Here is a 19,534-nt window from a genome sequence, read left to right as displayed (position 1 = left end):
GTGTGAAGGCCCATCATCTTTCACGTCCACTTAGTTGTTCTTGCGCGATTCTTAAGTGATGCCATGTAGTTGATGGCTTGATGGCTTGATGGCTTGTGGGGCCGTGCCGCGCTGCCGGTTGCTCCGCACCCCGCAAACGCGGGGCGGCCGCCGCACCTCTCGGTGCGACGGCCGCCGGGCTGCTGAGGCCCATCACGCGTCAGTCAGGCCATTCCGCGAACGCTTCAGGTCCTGGGTCCGCTCGGACGCGGACTCCTCCGACGACTTCGGCTTCCGCTGGTCGGCGCGCCGCTCCGCGGCACGGTCCTTGTTGCCCGACTTACGGTTCTGCGCCTTCGGCATGATGACTCCCTATGTCTCGCCGAATGTTGCTTACCTGCCCAGTACCGCACCCCCGGCCGGGATCGGCTCCCGGACGTGGGCCGGTGGAGTGACGGACAGGTCACTCGGGGTGACTGGTGAAGGGGAGTGCGGGGCTCACGGCTTGATCCGCAGCACCTGCGGATCGTGGTCGCTGGCCTGGTCGGCGTACTCGGCGTTGATGTGCACGATGTCGTAGTCCGGCCTGGTCAGATGCCGGCTGGTGAGCATGTGGTCGAGCACCTGCGAGTTGCCGCTGTAGACGTAGCCGTAGCGTTCCGCCGCCGGCAGCCCGTTCACCAGGTCCGTCAGGACGCCACCGGCGGTGAGGTCCTTCAGGGCCGGCGAGAACTGGTAGTCGTTGAGGTCACCGGCCACCACCACGTCCGCCTTGGGGTCCTTGGCCAGCAGGTCCTTCACGAAGGCGTTCACCAGCTTCGCCTGCGCGGTGCGCTGGGTCTCCGAGGAGCGGACCGGCGGCTGGAAACGGCTGTCCAGGCCCTGGTCGCCGCCCTTGGAGTTGAAGTGGTTGGCGATCACGAAGATCCGGCTGCCCGGGCGGCTCTTGAGCGAGAATTGCCCGGCCAGCGGCTTGCGGCTGGTCTTCCACGCCGGGTCGGCCGGCGCGATCCGGCCCGGGGAGGCGGACAGCGCGGCCCGGCCGTGGTCACCGACCACCGTGACCGGAGTGGTGGCGTCGCCGCCCTTGACGTCCGTGAACGACACCCGCGCCGGGTTGAACAGGAACGCCACCCGGATGTTGCCGCCCGGCTGGCCGCCGTCCTGGTCGTTGACCGGGTCGATCGCCCGCCAGTCGTACGCCGGGCCGCCGGCCGCCTTGATCGCGTCGGTGAGCTTCTTCAGGGTGGAGCCGGCGGTGACCGTACCGTCGTCCTTGGCGCCGCTGTCGTCCTGGACCTCCTCCAGGGCGACGACGTCCGGGGCCGCCAGGTTGTGCACCAGCGCCTTGGCCAGCCGGTCGAACTTCGCCTGCGGGTTGTCCGGCGCGAGGTTCTCGACGTTGTACGTGGCCACCGCCAGCTCGCCGGACTTCTGCTTGCGGGTGGTCTCCGGCTTCGGGCCCTTGCCGGTGAGCTTGCCCAGCTCGGTGGCCTGGAGGGTGTAGCCGCCGAAGTTGTCGTAGTCCAGCGGCCCGGCCGTGGTGCCGGCCAGCGTGTCGCCGACGTCGGCCACCGGGAACGGCCGCTCGGAGAAGGGGATCAGCGACGCCACCTTCACCCGGCCGCCGTTGGGGTCCGCGTACGAACGGTAGAGGGTGCCACCGCGCGGGGTGCGGTCGTGGCCCGGCTCGGCGGTCACCCACAGCTCGTGGTACTGGTTCGTCGGGCCGACGACCCGGGCGCCGCCGACCGCGACCCGCATGCCCTCCAGCGACTCGTAGCGGTCCAGCGCGTAAGAGCCGGGGCGCAGCTTCAGCGACTCGATGCTCTTGCCGCCCGCGTCGGGGGCGTAACGGTTCGGCACCGAGGCGGAGTTGAGCGTGAACGCGGCCGGCAGCGGGTTGCCCGACGAGCCGGTCTGCCAGGTCGCCTTGGTGATCTCGGTGACGGACTGCAGGCCGGCGTCCTTGCCGCCCGGGTAGTACTCGCTGACCGTGCCGGAGAACGTGATCGCGTCACCGACCGAGACCTTCGGGGTCTCCTTGCCGGTGAAGACGAAGACCGCCTCGCTGGTGGCCGGGTCGTCGTCCGGGTGCGGGTCCTGCACCCAGAAGCCGCGCGAGGAGCCGAACGCCCGGACGGCGGTGACCGTACCGGGCACGTCGCTGACCTGCTTCCCGGCCAGCGGGGATATTCGGGTGCTGCCCTGGATGTCGTGGATCCGGGTGCCGGCCGCCGAGGCGGACTGGGTGGCGGTCAGCAGTCCACCGGCGAGGGCGGCCGCTACGACCGCGCCGATGGCGGCCGGTCTGCGGAGCGGACGACGGGACGGCATGCATGCCTCCGAGGGGAGAGGGGGGTGGAAAGAGCGTGTGCGGAGCCGGAACGGCGTCACGCTACGCGCGTCAATCTCTTGTGCGGGCAAGGGAGTTGTCAAGGTTCTGCCGGTGACCGGCGGGCGGCGCGGGGGTGAACCGCCCGAGATACGGAGAATTCCGTCTACGCTGGGGCGGCGCCCTCCCCGGAGCTACCGCTGGGAGGTACCCCCAGCCGTAGTCCGTTCCGAGGAGCTGAGCACCCGATGTCCGCAGACCGTCCCACCCTGCCGCCGGTGCGGCTGCTCTCCGAGGCGGAACTGGCCCGGGACGCGCTCAGCGCCCCCCTGATGTCCCGGGCCGTCCGGCTCGCCCGCTGGGCCGAGCGGGGCGTCCCGGTCGGCGCCGGCGGGGAGATCCTCCATGACGCGCTGGCCGCCGCCACCGAGCACCTCGGCCTGACCGCCGACGAGGACGGCCCGGCCTGCACCGCCGAGGCGTGGCAGCTCGCGGTGGACACCGGCCTGGTCGAGATCGAGGAGACCCCGGAGGCCGACGGGACGACGGCCGGGGACGGGGCCGGGCCGGCCGACGACGCCGCGGTCGGCACCGCCACCCCCGGCGAGGAGCTCGCCCTGCTCACCTCCGGCAGCCCGCAGGACGTCCTCGACATCTGGCTGTCCGGCATGGAGACGGTGCTCGCCGACGCGGCCGCCCCCGACCTCGCCGATCTCGCCGACCAGCTCGCCGAGGGCGGTGAGCTGGACCTGGACGCCCTCGACTGGAACCCGGAGGAGGAGGCCGAGCTGCTCGACGGCATCCTCGGCAACCTCTACCTCCTCACCGCCCTGGCCGAGGGCCCCGACCAGAGCGTCCCGCTGCCCGCGCTGGCCGCCTCCATGATCGTCCCGGACGACATGGACGAGCCCACCGACGACGTCCTCGAAGAGGTCTCCGAGGCGATGATGCGGCTCGACGACCAGTTCCGGGTGTTGGAGCCGATCGGCCTGGTCGCGTACCGGCCGGTCGACGAGGCGCTCATCGAGGAACTGGACGAGGAGGGTGAGACGGTCAGGGCGGCCGAACCCCTCACCGACGAGGACGTCTCCCGCTACGGTCTGGTCCGCCTCACCCCGCTCGGCGTCTACGCGGTCCGCGCCCGGCTGCTGGACGCGGGCGCCGACGCCCCGGCGGTCGGCGACCTCACCGGCAAGGGCGCCGACGTCCTCCTCGACGCGCTGCCCGACTACCCCGAGGCGCACGCCCAGGCCGAGTCCGAGCAGTGGCTCGCCGCCCGCACCCCGCTCGACGCCGCCCGGGAGCTGCTCGGCGCCGCCCGCGGCGACGACGAGGGCGCCCCGCGCCGCCGGCTCGCCGCCCAGCAGACCCTCTCGCTGGTCGCCCCGGACGCCGAGGCAGCGCTGCGCGAGGTGCTCGACGACCGGCAGCTGGGCGGTCTGGCCCGGGTCTGGCTGGCCGAGCGCGGGCTGCCCGGCATCCCCGAGCCGTCCCAGGACATGATCTTCTGGCTGACGGTCGACACCATCGCCGCCCAACTGGCCAGCGCGGACGAGGGCGCCGAGGCCGAGCTGCGCGACCTGGTCCAAGGCCTGACCGAGCAGCACAGCGGCTTCTTCGACGCCGCCTGGCGGGTGGACCACCCGGCCACCGCCGACGTCCTGGAGGCCATGGGCCGGCTGCACCCGGACAAGAAGGCCGCCAAGGAGGCCCGCAAGGCCGCGTTCAAGGCGCGCTCCCGGCAGTCGAACTGAATGATCTCTGCGTGGGCCGGTCCGCGGGCGGGAAACACCGCCGCGGGCCGGCCCCAACTGCTTCCTGGATGTCGCGCCGCGTTCAACTGGAGTTCGACGACGCACGAGAGCGTGTGCGGCGCAGGCACAGGGGAGTAGAACCGGCCATCTTGGAGATGACAATGCCGCTCACCCGGAGAGACTTCGCCAAGCGTTCCGCCCTCGCCGGCGCGGGGGTCGCGCTGGCCGGCAGCGCCGGCGTACTGGCCACCGCGCCCGGCGCGCTCGCCGCGGACGCGGCACCGGCCGCGGACGGCACGGCGGACGGCCCCGGCCACCCGGCCGGCTACGGCCCGCTCCTGCCCGACCCGGACGGCATCCTCGCCCTGCCCGCCGGCTTCTCGTACCAGATCGTCACCCACTCCGGTGTCACCAGGCTCGACAGCGGTGAGACCACCCCCTCCAACCACGACGGCACCGGCACCTTCGCCGGCCACCGCGGCACCACCCTCCTGGTCAACAACCACGAGCTGAAGGGCCCGCGCGCCGACTGGCCGCACCCGGTCCCGCTCGCCGCAGGGCTGGTCTACGACCCGGCCGCGGCCGGCGGCTGCACCGTCGTCGAGGTCGCCAAGGACGGCACCCCGGTCGGCGAGTGGGTCGGCATCGCCGGCACGTCCACCAACTGCGCGGGCGGCACCACCCCTTGGGGCACCTGGCTCACCTGCGAGGAGACCGAGGACAAGGCCGGCCAGCACGGCATGACCAAGGACCACGGCTACGTCTTCGAGGTCGACCCGCGCGACCGGCGGGCCGGACACGACCCGAAGCCCGTCAAGGCGCTGGGCCGTTACGCCCACGAGGCCGTCGTCATCGACCCCCGGCGCGGCCACGCCTACCTCACCGAGGACGCCGCCGGCCCCAACGGCCTCTTCTACCGCTGGACCCCGCCGCAGGGCTTCCACCACGGCCGCGGCCGGCTGCGCACCCTCGCCGACGACGCCGGTGTGCTCCAGGCGTTCAAGTGCTTCGACTCCGGCGGCCGGTTCGTCGACGACCTCTCCCGCGCCACCAGGCCCGGCACCGTCTACGGCGTCGACTGGATAGACGTCCCCGACCGCGACGCCCGCACCACCTCCGTCCGCAAGCAGTTCAAGGACGGCGACATCACCCGCGCCCGCAAGCTGGAGGGCCTGTGGTGGGCGGACGGCGGCGCCTACGTGGTGTCCTCCTACGCCCGCGAGGAGAGCCCGGTCCGGCACGACGGGCAGGTCTGGTTCTACGACCCGCGGCGGCGGACCCTGACCCTGAAGGTGCTGCTCGGCGTCAACCCTGACCCCGGCAAGGACGGCGCGTTCGACGGCCCGGACAACATCACCGTCTCGCCCTACGGCGGCCTGATCATCGCCGAGGACGGCGAGGGCGTCCAGCACCTCTTCGGCGCCACCGAGGACGGCCGCACCTACCCGCTGGCCCGCAACGAACTCAACATCGGCACCGCCGAGGAGCCCGAGTACAGCGAGTTCACCGGCCCGGTCTTCTCCCCGGACGGCCGCACCCTCTTCGCCAACATCCAGGAGCCCGGCATCATGCTGGCCATCACCGGCCCCTGGAAGCGGCACGGCCGCCGGTCCTAGCGCGCCGCCGTCAGCAGGTAGTAGTCCAGCAGCCCGGTCTCGTACGCCGTCAGATAGCGGCGCGGCCACCCGTCGGAGAGCTCGGGCTGCTGGGCCATGTACCGGTCGTACCCCTCCCACACCGCGTCGCCGATCGGCCGTACCACGACGTCCCGCAGCCCGGCCGCGGCCAGCGTCCCGGCGAACTCGTCGATCACATGCGGCACGTCCAGCCCGTCGGCGTACGGCGGCAGCAGCCCCGGCAGCTCCCGGGCGGCCCCCGGCGTACGGGCGAAGAACGTGGTCAGCGCCAGCCGGCCGCCGGACCGCAGCACCCGCGCCGCCTCCCGGGCGAAGGCGGCCGGGAAACGGAAGTGCTGCACGGCCTCGACGGAGTACAGGCAGTCGACGGTGTCCGCGGGCAGCGGCATCCGCTGGGCCGCCCCCAGCACGAACGTCAGCCGCCCCGCGCCGCCCGCGCCCCCGGCGAGCAGCTCGGCGTGCGCGGCCCGCGCCCGGGCGATCTGGTCGGGGTGCGCGTCCAGACCGATGACCGGAGCCAGCCCGAACTCCCGCAACGCCAGCGCACAGCCCAGCCCGCGCCCGCAGCCGGCCTCCAGGGCGCTGCGGCCGCGCGCCTCGCCGAACGTGCCCAGCACCAGGCGGTAGAGGTCCTGCTCGCTGCGTACCCGGTCCGCCTCGGTCAGCACCCGGCCGGTCAGCTCGCCCAGTCCCGCCCAGTAGCCGAAGTTGATGAACCCGCCGGCGAAGGCGGGCACGGTGGCCAGGTCCCACTCGCCGTAGACCCTCGCGACCCGCGGCGGGAGGTCCGGCGCGGCCGCTGGGCCGTCCGGGTGGCCGGCGGCCCCGGCCGGGCCGCTCTCCGGCTGCTGCTGCGCCATGGGGAAGGCTCCTTCCGCGGCCGGCGGGCGGGACGGGAATCCTGGGGGCGGCGGGACGTTGAAGCAGGGGTGGGGAACTCGACGACACGGACGACACAATTTTCGGTCCTGGACCGCTCCCGCACCAGGGAGGGGCACCCGGAGGCGGCCGCCCTGCGGGACACGGTGGCGCTGGCCCGCCGCGTCGAGGAGCTCGGCTACCACCGCTTCTGGGTCTCCGAGCACCACAGCGTGCCCGGCGTGGCCGGCTCCGCGCCGACCGTGCTCGCCGCCGCGGTGGCCGCCGCGACGTCCCGGATCCGGGTCGGCACCGGCGGGGTGATGCTGCCCAACCACCGGCCGCTGGTGGTCGCCGAGCAGTTCGGGGTGCTGGAGTCGCTCTTCCCCGGCCGGATCGACATGGGGCTCGGCCGGTCGGTCGGCTTCACCGGCGGGATCCGCCGCGCCCTGGGCACGGACAAGGACGCCACCGAGGACTTCGGCGACCGACTCGCCGAGCTGCTCGGCTACTTCACGGGTGAGCAGACCGCCCATCCGCAGGTCCACGCGCGGCCCGCGGAGGGGCTGCGGATCCCGGCGTTCGTCCTGGCGACCGGGGCCGGCGCGCGGATCGCCGCGGCGGCCGGGCTGGCGCTGGTCATCGGCGACGTCCGCGGCCGGCAGCGGATGCTGGACGCCATCGACGGCTACCGCCAGGATTTCCGGCCCTCGCCGCTGTGGGAGCGCCCGTACGTGGTCGTCTCCGGGACGGTGGCGATGGCGGACACCGAGGCGGCGGCGCGCCGGCTGCTGCTGCCGGAGGCCCGCGCGCTCGCCCACTCCCGTACCCACGGCGTCTTCCCGCCGCTGCGGCCCGCCGAGGACGGCCCGGCGGCCACGGCCGGCATGTCCGACCGTGAACGCGGCTTCTACGAGGACGCCCTGCGCGGGCACGTGCACGGCACGGAGGAGCAGGTCGCCGATGCCCTCGGCACGCTGATCGACCGCAGCGGCGCGGACGAGGTGCTGGTCACCACCAGCACCTACGACCGCGCGGCGCTGACCGAGTCGTACCAGCGGCTGGCGCGGATCGCCGGGCTCACAGCGCCTGACCGGCGGGTTTGACCATCCCGCGGACCGTGCGGGCGTCGACGAACTCGCCCATGGCGGTCATCTCCCACTCGCCGGAGAACTGGCGGATCAGTTTCGCCATCATCACGCCGGTGCGCGGTTCGCCGTGGGTGAGGTCGAAGCGGACCAGTTCCTCGCCGGTCCCGGCGTCCAGCAGGCGGCAGTACGCCTTGGCGACGTCGGAGAACTTCTGGCCGGAGAAGGAGTTCACGACGAAGACCAGGCCGGTCACCTCCGGGGGCACCCCGCCGAGGTGGACGGTGATCGCCTCGTCGTCGCCGGCGCCCTCGCCGGTGAGGTTGTCGCCGGAGTGCTGGACCGCGCCGCCGAGGATCATCAGCTTGCCGAAGAAGCAGTTGTCGATCTTCTTGCGGTCCGGGCCATAGGCGATGACGGAGGCGTCCAGGTCGATGTTCTTGCCGCGGAAGGCGGGCTCCCAGCCGAGGCCCATCCGGACCGAGCCGAGCAGCGGGCGGCCGCCCTTGACCAGCGAGACGGTCTGGTTCTTCTGCAGGCTGACCCGGCCCTTGTCGAGGTTGACCTTCCCGGAGCCGGGCGCCGGGGCGGGCGAGGGCGCGGCGGCCGGCGGCGGGGCCACCGGGGCCGGGGCGCCGGCGGGCGGGCCCCACTGGCCGGCCGGGGCCGGGGGAGCGGCCGGTGCCGGCGGGGCGGTAGGCGTCGCCGGGGCCGCCGGGGTGGCGGGGGCGGCGGCCGGGGCGGCGGGCTCCTCGACGCTCACGCCGAAGTCGGTGGCGATCCCCGCCAGGCCGTCGGCGTAACCCTGGCCGACCGCGCGGACCTTCCAGGCCCCGGCCCGGCGGTAGATCTCGACGACCACCAGCGCGGTCTCCGCGCCCAGCCGCGGCGGGGTGAAGGTGGCGATCAGGCTGCCGTCGTCGGCGTTGCGGACGGTGCCGGTCGGCTCGGTGCCCGCGAAGGTCGCGCCGGGGGTGTCCGGGCTCGCGGTGACCACGATCTTCTCGATGGCGTCGGGCACCGCGGCGGTGTCCACCGTGATGGTGTCGCCGCCGGCCGCCGCGGAGTACGTCACACCGGGGCCCGTGGGCTGGTTGTAGAACACGAAGTCGTCGTCGGAGCGCACCTTGCCGTCGGGGCCGAGCAGCAGGCCCGAGACGTCCAGCCGTACGGGGGCGGTGACGTCCACCGCGACCCGTACGGCGGTGAGCGGGAGGTTCGAGCCAGGAGTCATAGCGGTCATGCCGGGACCAACGATCGGTTCGCCTTTGCGGTTCCATTACCCGCGGCCGGCCGGCCGTCGGGCCGCCGCACCGTCGTCCTCACCGTCGTTCGCGGGAGTTGCCGAACAGCAGCCGGTAGGCGATCAGCAGGACCAGCGCACCGGCGACCGAGGCGATCCACATGGACGGTTCGCCGAAGTCCTTCGGTATCGGGCGGTGCAGGAACTTGGTGGACAGCCAGCCGCCGATGAAGGACCCCACGATGCCGATCAGGGTCGTGCCGACGATCCCGCCCGGGTCGCGCCCCGGCAGCAGGACCTTGGCGATGATGCCCGCGATCAGCCCCAGTACGAGCCAGCTGACGATGCCCATGATGCGTTCCTCGTTCCTGCGCGTGTGTGCGTGCCCGGCGGGTGCCGGTGCACAGACGAGGACGCCGGCCGGGCGGCGCGGGTTCCGTGCCGTGGTCCGTACCACGTGCGCACCGCCCGGGCCGGCGGCCGGCGCTCAGTGGGGCCACTGGGGCGGATCGGTGCAGAAGCTGCCGCCGAGGTGGGCGTGTTCCGGATTGTCGGGGTCCAGTTCGCCCTGGGCGGCGAGGAGTTCGGCGGCGTACGGCTCGGCGTCGTCCCTGGGCTCGTACCCGAGGGCGCGGGCGGACGACAGGTCCCACCACAGGCGGGTGTTGGCGGAGGAGCCGTGGACGACGGTGTGGCCGACGTCCGGCGCGGTGAGCGCGGCGTGCAGCAGACGGGCCGCGTCGGCCGGGCTCAGCCAGGTCGACAGCATCCGGACCGTGGTCGGTTCCGGGCAGCAGGAGCCGATCCGGACGGACACCGTCTCGATGCCGTGCAGGTCCCAGTAGAGCGAGGCGAGGTCCTCGCCGAATCCCTTGGAGAGGCCGTAGTAGGTGTCCGGGCGGCGGGGGGTGTCCACCCCGATCGCGCCGGAGCCGTCCGCCGGGCGCGGGGTGAAGCCCACCGCGTGGTTGGAGGAGGCGAAGACGATCCGGCGGACGCCCGCCTCGCGCGCCGCCTCGTAGAGGTGGTAGGTGCCCTCGATGTTGGCGCGCAGGATCTTCTCGAACGGGGCCTCCAGCGAGATCCCGGCGAAGTGGACGATCGCGTCGACCCCGTGCACCGCCTCGCGCAGCGCCTCCTTGTCGGCCAACTCGGCGGTGATGACCTCCGCTTCACCCGCTGCGTTCACGGCGTTCCCGACCTTCTCGATGTGCTCGACGGGACGCCGGTCGAACAGGCGCAGCCGGTACCCGTAGGGCGGCAGCAGCTCGCGCATCAGGGTGCCGAGCCCGCCGGCGGCGCCGGTGAGCAGGACGGTGCGGGGTGCGGTCATGGGCGGTGGACTCCTCGGGCGGTGGAGGTGGGCGGACGGCTCCCGTGCGGCACGGACGGGCGCATTCGAGGGCGGCGTTCGAGGGCCGATTCATGTCCGTGGACGCCACACGCTAGGGAGGGCGCCATGGCCGGTCAAGACATGTGACGGATCGGGTAAATCGGCTTGTCATCCCGCTGGTGTCAGGGGAGTTGGGCATCCTTGACCGTGGAGGTCGGCTGCTCTAGCGTGAACGCGGTTCAGAGATATGGACATCGATCAGAAACATGCACCCGTCCCCACATGCAGGCATGTCAGGGAGAGCCAGTGACCGCACCCCCTCCTCCCGCCGCAGCCGGCCCCCGGCTCGCCGACCGCCTCGACGGACCGCTGTTCTTCCCCGTGACCGCGTACGGCCCCGACGGCACCCTGGATCTGACGGCCTTCCGCGCCCATGTACGGAGCGGCATCGACGTGGGCGCGGCCGCGGTCTTCGCCTGCTGCGGCACCGGCGAGTTCCCGGCGCTCGGCCCCGAGGAGTTCGCCGACTGCGTCGCGGCCGCGGTCGAGGAGGCCGCCGGCCGGGTCCCGGTGATCGCCGGCACCGGCTACGGCACCGCGCTCGCCGTCCACTTCGCCCGCCTCGCCCACCGGGCGGGCGCCGACGGACTGCTCGCCCTGCCGCCCTACCTCGTCGTGGCCGGGCAGGACGGCCTGCTGCGGCACTACACCGCCCTCGCCGCCGCCACCGGGCTGCCGGTCATCGTCTACCAGCGCGACAACGCCGTCTTCACCCCGTCCACCGTCGCCGCCCTGGCCCGCACCCCCGGCATCATCGGCCTCAAGGACGGGCTGGGCGACCTCGATCTGCTGCAGCGCATCATCAGCGCGGTCCGCACCGAGGCCCCCGGCGAGGACTTCCTCTACTTCAACGGCCTGCCCACCGCCGAACTCACCGGCCCCGCCTACCGGGGCCTGGGCGTGCACCTCTACTCCTCCGCCGTCTTCGCCTTCGCCCCCGAGATCGCCCTCGCCTTCCACCGGGCGCTCGCCACCGGCGACCACGACACCGTGCAGCGGCTGCTGGACGGCTTCTACCGGCCGCTGGTCGAACTCCGCAACCAGGGCCGCGGTTACGCCGTCTCGCTGGTCAAGGCGGGTGTCCGGCTGCGCGGCCTGGACGTCGGCGAGGTCCGGCCCCCGCTTTCCGAACCGGCCCCGGCGCACCTGGAGGAGCTGGCCGCACTGCTCCACCACGGCCTGGAGCTGGCCGCGGCGGCACCCGGGGCCGGCGCCTGATGCGCGCCGCCGCCTTCCTCTACCCCTGGGACATCATCGGCGACCCGGACGCCCCGGCACGCCTCGCCGGCCTCGGCGTCGACCAGGTGTCCCTGGCCGCCGCCTACCACTCCACCCGCGCCCTCACCCCGCGCCACCCGCGCCACCGCATCGTCACCGCCCGGCACTCCGCCGTCCTCTACCCGCCGGACCCCGCCCGCTGGTCCGGCCGGGAGCTCCGCCCCTACACCCCGGACTGGGTGGCCGGCCCCGACCCCTTCGGCGCGGCCGCCCGGGCGCTGGCCGACGCGGGCCTGGAGGTGCACACCTGGGTCGTTCTGGCGCACAACTCCCGCCTGGGCACCGAGCATCCGTCCGTCGTCGTCCGCAACGCCTATGGGGACGCCTACCCGTGGGCACCGTGCATCGCCCGGCCCGAGGTGCGCGGCTACCTCGTCGACCTCGCCGCCGAGGCCGCGGTCCGCCCGGGCGCCCGCGGTACGGAACTGGAGTCCTGCGGCTGGTACGGGCTGGCCCATCTGCACGCCCACGACAAGATCGCCGGAGTGCCGCTGTCCGCCGCCGCGCAGTACCTGATGTCGGTCTGCTTCTGCACGGTGTGCGCCGAGGGGTACCGCGAACCCGGCATATCCGCCCGGGAGTTGAGGGCGGCGGTGGTGAGCGCCCTGGAGCCGCTCTGGTCGGCGGAGGCGCCGTCCGGGCCGTCCGCCCCTCCGGCGGACCGGGAGGGCGAGTGGGCCGCCGTCGAGGCGCTGCTCGGCGCGGAGCCGGCGGGTGTGCTGCGCACCTGGCGGGACCGCGCCGCCCGTAGGCTGCGGCGCGCGGTGGTGGGCGCCGTACGGGCGGCCGCGCCGGGCGGCTTCCGGGTGCTGCTGCACGCCGATCCCGCCACCCACCGCTGCGGCGCGCACCCCGGTGTGGACCCGGCCGAGGCGCTGGCCGACGCGGACGGAGTGGTTCTGCCCTGCACCGGCGGCGCGGCGGCCCGCGCCGCGGCACTCGGCCCGTTCGCCGGTCCGCGCCCCGCCGCCGCGACGGTCGCCGCCAACCTCACCATCGTCTCCGGCCTGGGCGGCAGCCCCCGCACCCTCGCCGCCGACGCCGCCCATGCGGCCCGGCTGGGCGCCGACGAGCTGCATCTGTACCACGCGGGCCTGGCCGGCAACGACGACCTGGCCGCCGTCCGGGAGGCGCTGGCCGGGCTCAGGGATGCAGCGGGGGAGCGGCCGTAGGGCGGACGAACCCGCACTCGTACGCCGTGATGACGGCCTGGGTGCGGTCCCGCACGCCGAGTTTGGCCAGCACGCCCGCCACATGAGTCTTCACCGTGGCGGGGCCCACGCCGAGACGATCGGCGATCTCGGCGTTGGTGAGGCCCGCGGTCATCAGCCGCAGCACCGCCCGCTCCCGGTCGGACAGCCGGGCCCGGAGCAGCCGCGCGGTGTTCTCCGCGGCCCGCTGCCCGGCGTGCCGGGCGGCCAGCCGGCGCACCGCGGCCGGGAAGAGCAGCGAGTCGCTGCGTGCCACCAGCCGTACCGCCTGCACCAGTTCGTCCGCGCCTGACCGTTTGAGCAGGAAGCCGCTGGCGCCGGCCCGCAGCGCGTCGTAGACGTAGGCGTCGTTCTCGAAGGTGGTCACGACGATGATCCGCGGCGGCTCGGGCATGGTGGCGAGCACCTGCTCGGTCGCCCGGATCCCGTCGATCTCCGGCATCCGCACGTCCATCAGCACCACGTCCGGGCGCAGCGACCGGATCAGCGGCACCGCCTCGGCTCCGGTGGACGCCTCGCCGACGACCTCCAGGTCGGGCTCGGCGCCCAGGATGGCGCGCAGCGCGGTGCGCACCATCCGCTCGTCGTCGGCGAGGACGATGCGCAGTGGGAGCGGGGAGGCCGGCGGCCCGCCCTGTTCGGCCGACGGCTCCGTGGCCGGTTCCTGTGTCATGGTGCGTCCCCCTCCGGCCCGGCCCGTCGTCGGCCCGGCGTCCCGTTCCCGGCGTCATCCGTGGTGTCGTAAGTCTGCGCCGCCAGGGGCAGCCGGGCGGTCAGCCGCCAGGTGCCGTCCCGCGGCCCGGCGGCCGCCTCCCCGCCGAGCAGCCGGGCGCGCTCCGCGATGCCCCGCAGACCGCGGCCGCCGCCGTCCCGGGGCGCTCCCTCCGGTGCCGCCCCGGAAAGCGGATTCTCCAGCCGAAGCGTCAACTCGCCACGCTCCGCAAGGAGTTGGAGCTGTACCGGGACCGGTCCGGCGTGCCGCAGGACGTTGCCGAGGCCCTCCTGCACGATGCGGTACGCCTCCCGGGAGACCACCGGCGGCAGGCCGGTGCAGCGGCCCCGCACGGTCGCCTCGACCGGTACGCCCGCCGCCCGGGTCCGCTCCAGCAGTGCTTCCAGGGCGTCCAGGGTGGGCGCGGGCAGCGCCGGGTCGGAGCCGTCCTCCTCGCGCAACAGGCCCAGGACGGTGTCCAGTTCGGCGACCGCGGCGCGGGTGGTCTCCTCGATGGCGGCCAGCGCCCGGCGGGCGAACTCGGGGTCCGCGTCCAGGACCCGGCGGGCCGCGCTCGCCTGGAGGGTGACCGCACTCAGCGCGTGGCCCACGGAGTCGTGCAGTTCGCGGGCCAGCCGGTTGCGGGACGCCAGGTCGGCGGCGCGGCGTTCGGCCGCGGCCAGCCGGTCGGCGGGGGTGGGCCCCAGCAGCGGCGGGGCGCAGCGGGCCAGCAGGGCCCCGGCCGCCCAGGTGGTGCAAAGGACCAGGCCCAGCAGGCCGAGCCCGGCGAGCGGGCCGAGGACGCCGGGCAGCTCCCGCGTCCAGGCCGGTACGGAGTCCCGTAGCGGCGCGGAGAACGGCAGTACCAGCAGCACCATCGCGGCGGGCGGCGCGGACAGGGTCATACCGCTGACGACGCCGCCGGCCGTCAGATGGGCCACGAACCACAGCGCACTGCGCCGGCGGGCCGCCCACGTGAGCGCCGGTCCGTCGGCCAGCCGCTCCCCGGGCACCCCGCACAGGGACCGTACGGCGGCCACCTCCAGCGGGCGCAGCAGCGGGAAGAGCAGCCCGGCCCCCGCGGCGAGCGGCAGCGCGCAGCCGAACGCGGTGAACTGCACGGGCACTTGGCGCAGCGGGTCGGCGCCGGGCCAGAACAGCGGGAGGACGACCGAGGCCAGCAGGTAGAACGGCATCAGGAGCGCGCCGCCCAGGATCAGATGGACCCAGCGGCCGCCCCTCAGCCGCAGCCGGACGTGTCCTTTCATGCCCGCCAGCCTTCCGCCCGGCCGGGCCGCGCGCCTCGGTCCCGCCGACGATCCGCCTCCGCCGTACGGGGGAGGGCCACTCGGCCCGGGGGGCGCCTCACAGCCGTCGGGTCGCCAGGGCCAGCCGGTCGCGGGCGTCGAACAGGGTGTCCTTGATCATCTGCTCATGGGCCGGGGTCAGCCGGGCCACCGGCACCGAGCAGCTGATCGCGTCCCGGGCCGGGGTGCGGTAGGGGATCGCCACACCGAAGCAGCGCAGGCCCAGGGTGTTCTCCTCGCGGTCGACCGCGTAGCCCTGCTCGCGCACCGCGTGCAGCTCCTCGATGAGCTGCTCGCGGTCGGTGATCGTGTGCTCGGTCAGCTGCGCGAGGCCCGGCGGCAGCATCGCCCGTACCTGGTCGTCGGTGTACGTGGCGAGCAGCGCCTTGCCCAGCGAGGTGGAGTGCGCGGGCAGCCGCCGGCCGACCCGGGTGAACGGGCGCAGGTAGTGCTGCGACTGCCGGGTGGCGAGGTAGACCACGTTGGTGCCGTCGAGGCGGGCGAGGTGGATGGTCTCGGTGGTGTCGTCGGAGAGCCGGTCCAGCGTCGGCCGGGCCACCGCCACCACCTCGTCGCCGTCGATGTACGACGTGCCGACCAGCAGCGCGCGGACGCCGATGCCGTACCGGGTGCCGGTCGCGTCGGTCTCCACCCAGCCGAGGTCGACCAGGGTGCGCAGCAGCATGTAGAGGCTGGACTTCGGGTAGCCGACGGCTTCCTGGACGGAGGCGAGGGAATGCATACCGGGGCTGCCCGCGAAGTACTCCAGGAGTTCCACCGTCCGCACCGCGGACTTGACCTGCGATCCTCCGGAATCGGCAGCTGACATCGCCCTTGACCCCTCTGTTCGGACAGCCATAGAGTCCCGTTTGTTCAAGATCTGGGACGACGTTCAGCATATCGAACGGTGTCCGGCCCGCTGCAAGGTCCGGGCGGCTCCGGAAACCGGGCAGCACGCCCGGGAACGGACGTTCCGGACCGGCACGGCGACGGGCCCGCACCACGCAGCACGATGCGGCACGACGCGGTACGACCTCGGCACGGCATCACCAGGAGGAATGCACGGTGGCAGCGGCAGCACCAGTCTGGAGTGTCGACCCCCGAACCGGGAAGCGGCGGGAGCAGGTTGCGGTGGAGGCCACAGCGGCCGAGGTGGACAGCGCGGTCCGCGCCGCGCACGCCGCCCGGGACGCGCTGGCCGACCGTGCGGTGCGGGCCGCGCTGCTGCGCCGCGCCGCCGGCCTGCTCGACGAGGCGGGCGAGGCGGTCATCGAGGCCGCCGACGCCGAGACCGCGCTCGGCCCCGGCCGCCTCACCGGCGAACTCGCCCGCACCACCTACCAGTTGCGGTCCTTCGCGGACCTCGTCGAGGAGGGCGCCTTCCTCGACGTACGGATCGACCACGCCGACCCCGGCCTCACCCCGCCCCGGCCCGACCTGCGCCGCTACAAGATCCCGCTGGGCGTGGTCGCGGTCTACTCCGCCAGCAACTTCCCGCTCGCCTTCTCCGTCCCCGGCGGCGACACCGCCAGCGCCCTCGCGGCCGGCTGCCCGGTCGTCGTCAAGGCGCACCCGGACCACCCCGCCACCTCCGAACTGTGCGCCGCGCTGCTGCGCCGCGCCGCCGACGAGACCGGGCTGCCGGCCGGCGTACTGCACCTCGTCCACGGCTTCCAGGCCGGGATCGACCTGGTCCGCCACCCGCTGGTGGCCGCGGCCGGCTTCACCGGCTCGGTCCGCGGCGGCCGCGCCCTGTACGACGCGGCCGCGGCCCGCCCGCACCCGATCCCCTTCCACGGCGAGCTGGGCAGCCTCAACCCGGTCGTGATCACCGAGGCCGCGGCCGCCGAACGCGCCGAGCAGATCGGCGCCGGGCTGGCCGGCTCGATGACCCTGGGCACCGGCCAGTTCTGCGTCAAGCCGGGCCTGGTGCTGGCGCCCGCCGGGCCGGCCGGGGACCGGCTGCTGACCTCGCTGACCGACGCGGTCAGCGACACCGAGGCCGGGGTGATGCTCGACCGGCGGATGCGCGAGGCGTTCCTCGGCGGCATCCGCGGCCGCGCCGAACTGCCCGACGTCGAGGCCCCGGTGACCCCGGGGGCCGGCAGTGAGCACACCGTCAGCGCCGGCTTCCTCACCGTGCCCGCCGCCCGTCTCACCGCCGAGGGCCCGTACGACCTGCTGCTGGAGGAGTGCTTCGGCCCGGTCACCGTCGTCGCCCGTTACACCGACGAGGCCGAGATCGGTGCCGTCCTCGCCCGGCTGCCCGGCAACCTCTCCGCGACCCTCCACCTGAGCGACGCGGAGTCCGCCGGCACCGACGGGGACACCGCCGACGGCGGCGGCCTCGGTGCCCGGCTGCTCGCCCGGGTCACCCCGCTCGCCGGCCGGGTGGTCGTCAACGGCTGGCCCACCGGCGTCGCGGTCGCGCCCGCCCAGCACCACGGCGGCCCCTATCCGGCCACCACCTCGACCGCCACCTCCGTCGGCGGCACCGCCGTGGAACGCTGGCTGCGGCCGGTCGCCTACCAGGACACCCCGCCCGCCCTGCTGCCGCCCGCACTCCGCGACGGCAATCCCCTCGGGCTGCCGCGCCGGGTCGACGGCCGCCCCGAGGGCGGGTGAGGCCCGGCGTGCGCCCCGCCCCGGAGACGGCCGTCCTCCGGGTCCGCGGCGCCACCTGCGGGGACCTGACGGCGATCGCCGCCCTGCACGCCGGCGCCCGCGCCGCGTACCACCATGCCCGCCACCCCGGCGCGCCCTTCGACATCCCGGCCGAACAGGCCCGCTGGCACGACGCCTGGGCGCGGGTCCTGGACCGCGCCGACGCACCCGCGCTCTGCGCCGAACGGCACGGCGCGGTCGTCGGCGCCGCCTCCTACCTCCCGCACGCCTCGACGGCGCGCGGGGAACCCGATCGCAGCGGCACGGCCCGGCCCACCGTCGCGCTCGACCAGCTGCACGTCGCGCCCGCCCACTGGGGCACCGGCGTCGGCCGCGCCCTGCACACCGCCTGTCTGCGCGCCTGGCGCACGGCCGGATTCTCCCGCGCCGTCCTCGACGTCCTCTGGCACAACCACCGCGCCCGCGCCTTCTACGACCGGCTCGGCTGGCGCCCCGACCCGGACCGCCGCCCCGCCCCCGACGCCACCCACCTCACTCTGGCGCTGGACCTGACCGGCCCGGCTCCGGACGCTCCGCCGCCGGAGCCGCCGTCCTCCGGGCGATGAGCTGCAGCCGCTCGGCCCGCCGCCCGTCCAGCGTCCCCACCGACCCGGACCGCTCCGCCACCACCGAGAAACCCGCCGCCCGCACCAGCTCCCGCAGCCGCTGCGGGGTGTGGTGCCGGAACACCCCGCCGTCGGGCGTCTCGAACACCCCGAACGTCCCGTACCGGTCCGCGAACCGCCGGTACCGCTCCTGGTTGAACGTGTCGTCCTGCAGCGGCACGTCGCTCACGTACAGCACCCCGCCCGGCCGCACCAGCCGCCCCAGCTCCCCGGCGATCGCCTCCTGGTCCGCGTCCCGGGGCACGCAGGTGAGCACCGCGAACAGCAGCGCCGCGTCGAAGGACCCCGCCCCGAACGGCAGCGGAAGCCCCGGGTGGTGCCGCAGGTCCAGCTCCGGGTGCTCCCGCCGCCCCCGCGCGATCAGCGCCGCCGAGACGTCCACCCCGCACACCCCGCGGTACCCCAGCCCCGCCAGCTCGGCGGTCAGCCGCCCGTAGCCGCAGCCGTAGTCCAGCACCCGCGCCTCCCGCGGCACGTGGGCGTCCAGCAGACCCGGATCGAGCGGGTGGGTGAAGGTCTTCGCGGAGCCGGTCGTCTCCCAGAAACCGAGGAATCCCTGTGGCGAGGTCATGTCCGGACGGTACCCGCGGAATAGCCCGGCGCCCCGCGCGGTTGGACACACGAATACGTCCCCGCAGGTCCCCACCCGTCCCGACGAGGAAAGTCAGCACATGCGCGTCGAAATCTGGTCCGACATCGCCTGCCCCTGGTGCTACATCGGCAAGGCCCGCTTCGAGGCCGGGCTCGCCGCGTTCGCGCACCGCGACGAGGTCGAGGTGGTGCACCGCTCCTTCGAGCTGGACCCGAAGGCGCCGCCCGCCTCCGACGTCCCGGTGCTCGACATGCTCGCCGCCAAGTACGGCGTCAGCCGCCCCCAGGCCGAGCAGATGGAGGCCCGGGTCGCCGCCGCGGCCGCCGAGGAGGGCCTGGGCTACCGCTCCGACCGCATCCACGGCAACACCTTCGACCTGCACCGCCTGCTGCACCTGGCCGAGGCGCACGGCCGCCAGGAGGCGCTGCTCGACGCCTTCTACCGCGCCAACTTCGCCGAGGCCCGGCCGCTCGGCGACCCCGCCGTCCTCGCCGAGCTCGCCACCGGCGCCGGGCTGCCCGCCGACGAGGTCGCCCGGGTGCTCGCCGACCCCGACGCGTACGCCCAGGAGGTGCGCGCCGACGAGCGCGCGGCGGCCGAGCTGGGCGCCACCGGCGTCCCGTTCTTCGTCATCGACCGCCGCTACGGCATCTCGGGCGGCCAGCCCGCCGAGGTCTTCCGGCAGGCCCTGGAGCGGGCCCACGCCGACGGAGTGGTGGAGCTCGTGCCGGCCGGTGACGCGGAGGTCTGCGGGCCGGACGGCTGCGCGGTGCCCGGAAGCTGACCGCCGGCCGCCGGCCGGCGGCCGGCGGCCGACCGGGCACGACCAACCACCCGAACAACCGGGTCGGCCGGTG

The 19,534-nt window shown here is 74.5% G+C and carries 18 protein-coding genes; 8 read left to right on the top strand and 10 right to left on the bottom strand.

Going from position 1 to position 19,534, the window contains the following annotated elements; genetic code table 11:
* Nucleotides 1-192: 192 nt before the first annotated feature.
* Both AB0E02_RS20550 and AB0E02_RS20545 read right to left on the bottom strand, forming a co-directional pair.
* Nucleotides 193-342: a hypothetical protein gene (locus AB0E02_RS20550; RefSeq protein ID WP_199812430.1), complete on the bottom strand. Its 150-nt coding sequence runs from the start codon at nt 340-342 to the stop codon at nt 193-195.
* Nucleotides 343-477: 135 nt separating this feature from the next.
* On the bottom strand, nt 478-2,316 hold the full coding sequence (locus AB0E02_RS20545) for an endonuclease/exonuclease/phosphatase family protein (RefSeq protein ID WP_362141344.1): 1,839 nt from the start codon (nt 2,314-2,316) through the stop codon (nt 478-480).
* A 246-nt stretch (nt 2,317-2,562) separates the two neighbouring features.
* Between AB0E02_RS20545 and AB0E02_RS20540 the strand changes: the two genes are divergently transcribed.
* Nucleotides 2,563-4,068 (top strand): hypothetical protein, encoded by a 1,506-nt coding sequence (locus tag AB0E02_RS20540; RefSeq protein ID WP_362141343.1) that lies wholly within the window; start codon nt 2,563-2,565, stop codon nt 4,066-4,068.
* Between the two features lie 161 nt (nt 4,069-4,229).
* Entirely contained in the window at nt 4,230-5,684 is a 1,455-nt protein-coding gene (locus AB0E02_RS20535) for an alkaline phosphatase PhoX (RefSeq protein ID WP_362141341.1), read from the top strand.
* Here the strand turns inward: AB0E02_RS20535 and AB0E02_RS20530 are convergent.
* Nucleotides 5,681-6,565: a class I SAM-dependent methyltransferase gene (locus AB0E02_RS20530; RefSeq protein WP_362141339.1), complete on the bottom strand. Its 885-nt coding sequence runs from the start codon at nt 6,563-6,565 to the stop codon at nt 5,681-5,683. The genes AB0E02_RS20535 and AB0E02_RS20530 overlap by 4 nt on opposite strands.
* A 69-nt stretch (nt 6,566-6,634) precedes the next feature.
* Between AB0E02_RS20530 and AB0E02_RS20525 the strand changes: the two genes are divergently transcribed.
* Entirely contained in the window at nt 6,635-7,669 is a 1,035-nt protein-coding gene (locus AB0E02_RS20525; protein ID WP_362141337.1) for an MsnO8 family LLM class oxidoreductase, read from the top strand.
* Here the strand turns inward: AB0E02_RS20525 and AB0E02_RS20520 are convergent.
* From AB0E02_RS20520 to AB0E02_RS20510, 3 genes are all read right to left on the bottom strand, one after another.
* Complete coding sequence (locus AB0E02_RS20520; RefSeq protein ID WP_362141495.1) at nt 7,644-8,885, bottom strand: TerD family protein; 1,242 nt, start codon at nt 8,883-8,885, stop codon at nt 7,644-7,646. The two genes, AB0E02_RS20525 and AB0E02_RS20520, sit on opposite strands and share 26 nt — an antisense overlap.
* An 88-nt stretch (nt 8,886-8,973) precedes the next feature.
* Nucleotides 8,974-9,246: a GlsB/YeaQ/YmgE family stress response membrane protein gene (locus AB0E02_RS20515; protein ID WP_030411749.1), complete on the bottom strand. Its 273-nt coding sequence runs from the start codon at nt 9,244-9,246 to the stop codon at nt 8,974-8,976.
* Nucleotides 9,247-9,381: 135 nt separating this feature from the next.
* On the bottom strand, nt 9,382-10,227 hold the full coding sequence (locus tag AB0E02_RS20510; RefSeq protein WP_362141334.1) for an NAD(P)-dependent oxidoreductase: 846 nt from the start codon (nt 10,225-10,227) through the stop codon (nt 9,382-9,384).
* Nucleotides 10,228-10,533: 306 nt separating this feature from the next.
* On the opposite strand from AB0E02_RS20510, the gene AB0E02_RS20505 reads away from it, so the two are divergent.
* Both AB0E02_RS20505 and AB0E02_RS20500 read left to right on the top strand, forming a co-directional pair.
* Nucleotides 10,534-11,505 (top strand): 5-dehydro-4-deoxyglucarate dehydratase, encoded by a 972-nt coding sequence (locus AB0E02_RS20505; protein ID WP_362141332.1) that lies wholly within the window; start codon nt 10,534-10,536, stop codon nt 11,503-11,505.
* Entirely contained in the window at nt 11,505-12,737 is a 1,233-nt protein-coding gene (locus AB0E02_RS20500; protein ID WP_362141330.1) for a hypothetical protein, read from the top strand. The genes AB0E02_RS20505 and AB0E02_RS20500 overlap by 1 nt, the downstream gene beginning before the upstream one ends.
* Here the strand turns inward: AB0E02_RS20500 and AB0E02_RS20495 are convergent.
* The 3 genes from AB0E02_RS20495 to AB0E02_RS20485 form a co-directional block, all read right to left on the bottom strand.
* The gene (locus tag AB0E02_RS20495; RefSeq protein WP_362141328.1) at nt 12,709-13,449 is read right to left on the bottom strand and encodes a response regulator transcription factor; all 741 of its coding nucleotides are present in this window, start codon (nt 13,447-13,449) and stop codon (nt 12,709-12,711) included. The two genes, AB0E02_RS20500 and AB0E02_RS20495, sit on opposite strands and share 29 nt — an antisense overlap.
* Nucleotides 13,446-14,756 (bottom strand): histidine kinase, encoded by a 1,311-nt coding sequence (locus tag AB0E02_RS20490; protein ID WP_362141326.1) that lies wholly within the window; start codon nt 14,754-14,756, stop codon nt 13,446-13,448. Before AB0E02_RS20490 ends, AB0E02_RS20495 begins: the two co-directional genes overlap by 4 nt.
* 97 nt (nt 14,757-14,853) lie before the next feature.
* Nucleotides 14,854-15,624 (bottom strand): IclR family transcriptional regulator, encoded by a 771-nt coding sequence (locus AB0E02_RS20485; protein ID WP_362141324.1) that lies wholly within the window; start codon nt 15,622-15,624, stop codon nt 14,854-14,856.
* Between the two features lie 236 nt (nt 15,625-15,860).
* Here AB0E02_RS20485 and AB0E02_RS20480 point away from each other — a divergent pair, with 236 nt between their 5' ends.
* Both AB0E02_RS20480 and AB0E02_RS20475 read left to right on the top strand, forming a co-directional pair.
* Nucleotides 15,861-17,420: an aldehyde dehydrogenase (NADP(+)) gene (locus AB0E02_RS20480; RefSeq protein WP_362141322.1), complete on the top strand. Its 1,560-nt coding sequence runs from the start codon at nt 15,861-15,863 to the stop codon at nt 17,418-17,420.
* A gap of 8 nt (nt 17,421-17,428) precedes the next feature.
* On the top strand, nt 17,429-18,025 hold the full coding sequence (locus tag AB0E02_RS20475) for a GNAT family N-acetyltransferase (protein WP_362141320.1): 597 nt from the start codon (nt 17,429-17,431) through the stop codon (nt 18,023-18,025).
* On the opposite strand, the gene AB0E02_RS20470 is transcribed toward AB0E02_RS20475, so the two are convergent.
* Nucleotides 17,952-18,656: a class I SAM-dependent methyltransferase gene (locus tag AB0E02_RS20470; protein WP_362141318.1), complete on the bottom strand. Its 705-nt coding sequence runs from the start codon at nt 18,654-18,656 to the stop codon at nt 17,952-17,954. The two genes, AB0E02_RS20475 and AB0E02_RS20470, sit on opposite strands and share 74 nt — an antisense overlap.
* 100 nt (nt 18,657-18,756) lie before the next feature.
* On the opposite strand from AB0E02_RS20470, the gene AB0E02_RS20465 reads away from it, so the two are divergent.
* Nucleotides 18,757-19,461: a DsbA family oxidoreductase gene (locus AB0E02_RS20465; protein WP_362141317.1), complete on the top strand. Its 705-nt coding sequence runs from the start codon at nt 18,757-18,759 to the stop codon at nt 19,459-19,461.
* Nucleotides 19,462-19,534: the final 73 nt, after the last annotated feature.

The organism is Streptomyces sp. NPDC048196 (genome assembly GCF_040652715.1).
In the GTDB taxonomy this organism is placed as follows: Bacteria; Actinomycetota; Actinomycetes; order Streptomycetales; family Streptomycetaceae; genus Streptomyces; species Streptomyces siderophoricus.
Note: the sequence above shows the minus strand (reverse complement) of the source record. Positions and strands in the feature narration are given on the sequence as shown.

Bases quoted from the DNA above. Each gene is read 5' to 3' on its own strand.
- AB0E02_RS20550 (WP_199812430.1), bottom strand. From the start codon at position 342: ATGCCGAAGGCGCAGAACCGTAAGTCGGGCAACAAGGACCGTGCCGCG.
- AB0E02_RS20545 (WP_362141344.1), bottom strand. From the start codon at position 2,316: ATGCCGTCCCGTCGTCCGCTCCGCAGACCGGCCGCCATCGGCGCGGTC.
- AB0E02_RS20540 (WP_362141343.1), top strand. From the start codon at position 2,563: ATGTCCGCAGACCGTCCCACCCTGCCGCCGGTGCGGCTGCTCTCCGAG.
- AB0E02_RS20535 (WP_362141341.1), top strand. From the start codon at position 4,230: ATGCCGCTCACCCGGAGAGACTTCGCCAAGCGTTCCGCCCTCGCCGGC.
- AB0E02_RS20530 (WP_362141339.1), bottom strand. From the start codon at position 6,565: ATGGCGCAGCAGCAGCCGGAGAGCGGCCCGGCCGGGGCCGCCGGCCAC.
- AB0E02_RS20520 (WP_362141495.1), bottom strand. From the start codon at position 8,885: ATGACTCCTGGCTCGAACCTCCCGCTCACCGCCGTACGGGTCGCGGTG.
- AB0E02_RS20515 (WP_030411749.1), bottom strand. From the start codon at position 9,246: ATGGGCATCGTCAGCTGGCTCGTACTGGGGCTGATCGCGGGCATCATC.
- AB0E02_RS20510 (WP_362141334.1), bottom strand. From the start codon at position 10,227: ATGACCGCACCCCGCACCGTCCTGCTCACCGGCGCCGCCGGCGGGCTC.
- AB0E02_RS20500 (WP_362141330.1), top strand. From the start codon at position 11,505: ATGCGCGCCGCCGCCTTCCTCTACCCCTGGGACATCATCGGCGACCCG.
- AB0E02_RS20495 (WP_362141328.1), bottom strand. From the start codon at position 13,449: ATGACACAGGAACCGGCCACGGAGCCGTCGGCCGAACAGGGCGGGCCG.
- AB0E02_RS20490 (WP_362141326.1), bottom strand. From the start codon at position 14,756: ATGAAAGGACACGTCCGGCTGCGGCTGAGGGGCGGCCGCTGGGTCCAT.
- AB0E02_RS20485 (WP_362141324.1), bottom strand. From the start codon at position 15,624: ATGTCAGCTGCCGATTCCGGAGGATCGCAGGTCAAGTCCGCGGTGCGG.
- AB0E02_RS20470 (WP_362141318.1), bottom strand. From the start codon at position 18,656: ATGACCTCGCCACAGGGATTCCTCGGTTTCTGGGAGACGACCGGCTCC.
- AB0E02_RS20465 (WP_362141317.1), top strand. From the start codon at position 18,757: ATGCGCGTCGAAATCTGGTCCGACATCGCCTGCCCCTGGTGCTACATC.